Origin of the sequence: Streptomyces sp. SID3343, assembly GCF_009865215.1 — a bacterium.
Classification (GTDB): Bacteria; Actinomycetota; Actinomycetes; order Streptomycetales; family Streptomycetaceae; genus Embleya.
In genome coordinates, this window is the sequence record NZ_WWJX01001623.1 from 1 (window position 1) to 1881 (window position 1881).

The window sequence follows — 1881 nt, forward strand, 5'->3', positions numbered from 1 at the left end:
CGGCCCCGGCCCGGCCGCCCCCACCGCGACCGGGCCGCGAATCGTCCCTCAGACCCCCGCCGAAGCCGGCCGCGCCGCCGCCGCCGCGTCGTCGCGCTTCGTCTCGACCGGGTCCGTGCCGCGCCCGCGCAGCACCAGGTACGCGCCGATCGTCACCACGAGGTTGGGCGCCAACGCGATCAGCCCCGCGTCCCAGCTCCCGACGTCCACGTGGGCGAAGGTCAACCACGTGAGTACGCCGATGCCGGTCACGATGCCCAGCAGCGCCGGGGTGGCGCCGAGCGGGTTGCGGCGGCGCAGCGCCATCACCGTCGCGGGAGCCAGTTGGGACAGGCCGCCGTAGGTGAGCAGGAGGAGGTTGGCGAGCAGGCCCGGCCGGCCCAGGGCCAGGATCAGCGCGAGGCCCGACGCGATCACCACGCACGCGTGGTTGACCCGGAGTCGGTTTCGTTCGCCCCGTACGGGCACCAGGTTGTGCGAGACCAGCGTCGAGATGCCCATCACGATCGCCGCCGACGGCACCATCGCCGCAGCCGCCGCCGCGACCGCGACCACGCCGACCAGCCACCCGGGCATGGCGTGGCCGGCCATGGTGAGCAGGACGCCGTTGCTCGCGGTGTCCGGGTCGAGTCCGAGTACGGCCGCGAAGCCGACGATCACCGGCACGGCCAGGGCCACCTGGTACAGCGGCAGCCAGATGTAGTTCTGCCGTAGGGCGCGTCCGCTGCGCGCGGAGAGTACCGGCGGCCACAGGTGCGGCATCGTGTTCAGGCCCGAGCCGATCGCGCTGATCACCAGCGCGGTGGTGTACCAGGTCTTGTCGTAGCCCCCGCCGATCGTGAGCAGCGAGGAGTGGCTGTCGCGGACGGTGTCGAAGATGTGACCGAATCCGCCGGTCACCGACATCGGGACGGCGATCAGGAGTGCGACGAGGGCCACCACCATGAGCACGTCCTTGGCGTACGCGACGCGCGCGATGCCGCGGATCCCGGACCACAGCACGAATCCGGCGGTGAGCACGGTCGCGAGCACCATGCTCAGGTGGCCGCCCGACTTGCTGCCGGTGGCCAGCTGCACGATCAGGCCGAGCCCGGTGATCTGAAGCTGGAGGTAGGGCAGCAGGAAGACCGCGCCGACCAGGGCCACGACCTTGCCGAGCAGCGGGCTGCGGAAGCGGTCGGCGAAGAAGTCGGCCTGGGTCAGGTAGCCGCGGTCGCGGCCGAGCCGCCACGTGCGCGGGCCGATGAAGTACATCGTGACGAGGCTGATCGCGAGGTAACCCAGCGCGTAGGTCGCGGCCACGCCGCCGCCGAACGCGAGGCCCGCCAGGCCCAGGAAGCTGAAGGTGGTGAAGGACTCGCCGGCCTGGAGGAACCACGAGGTGACCGGGGAGAATCGGCGCCCGCCGACCGCCCACTCGCCCAGCTCACCCTTCGGCGGTCGACGACCGCCGATGCCGATCGCGGCGAGGGCCACGATGCCGAGCACGGTGATGACCATGGTGCTGTTCACGAGGTGCGCTCCGATTCGGCTGTGGCCTGCGCGGCGGTTTCGGCGAGCGCGTCGTCCTCGGCGTCCTCGGGGTGGTCCGCGTGCTTCTCGATCGCGTACAGGGCGACGGTGCACCCGATCGTCCACACGACGGCCCAGACCAGGACGGAGGGCAGACCCAGCCACAGGTGCGGGCCGTTGACGAACGGCAGGAACGGGGTTGCGAGGAAGGCGAGCACGGGCAACGCGGCCCAACTCACGTGGCGTTTTCTCATCGTGGCTCCCGGGGGGAAGGGGCGCGGCGCACAACGGGACGGGGGAAGACGGCGGGGCCGGGAAGGCGGGGGCGGGAGGACGGTCGGTACGGGGGCGGCCGGGACGGGCTCAGGC

Annotated in this window: 2 protein-coding genes; both read right to left on the minus strand. The window is 72.1% G+C overall.

The window, feature by feature from the left end; genetic code table 11:
- Positions 1-48 precede the first annotated feature (48 nt).
- Positions 49-1512, minus strand: coding sequence for a sodium:solute symporter family protein (locus GT354_RS51975; RefSeq protein ID WP_161365517.1), 1464 nt, complete (start codon positions 1510-1512; stop codon positions 49-51).
- The gene (locus GT354_RS53210) at positions 1509-1766 is read right to left on the minus strand and encodes a hypothetical protein (protein WP_202513239.1); all 258 of its coding nucleotides are present in this window, start codon (positions 1764-1766) and stop codon (positions 1509-1511) included. The genes GT354_RS51975 and GT354_RS53210 overlap by 4 nt, the downstream gene beginning before the upstream one ends.
- Positions 1767-1881: the final 115 nt, after the last annotated feature.

What these genes read in the sequence shown, in the direction of transcription:
- GT354_RS53210 (WP_202513239.1), bottom strand. Translation starts at nt 1,766, where the DNA reads ATGAGAAAACGCCACGTGAGTTGGGCCGCGTTGCCCGTGCTCGCCTTC.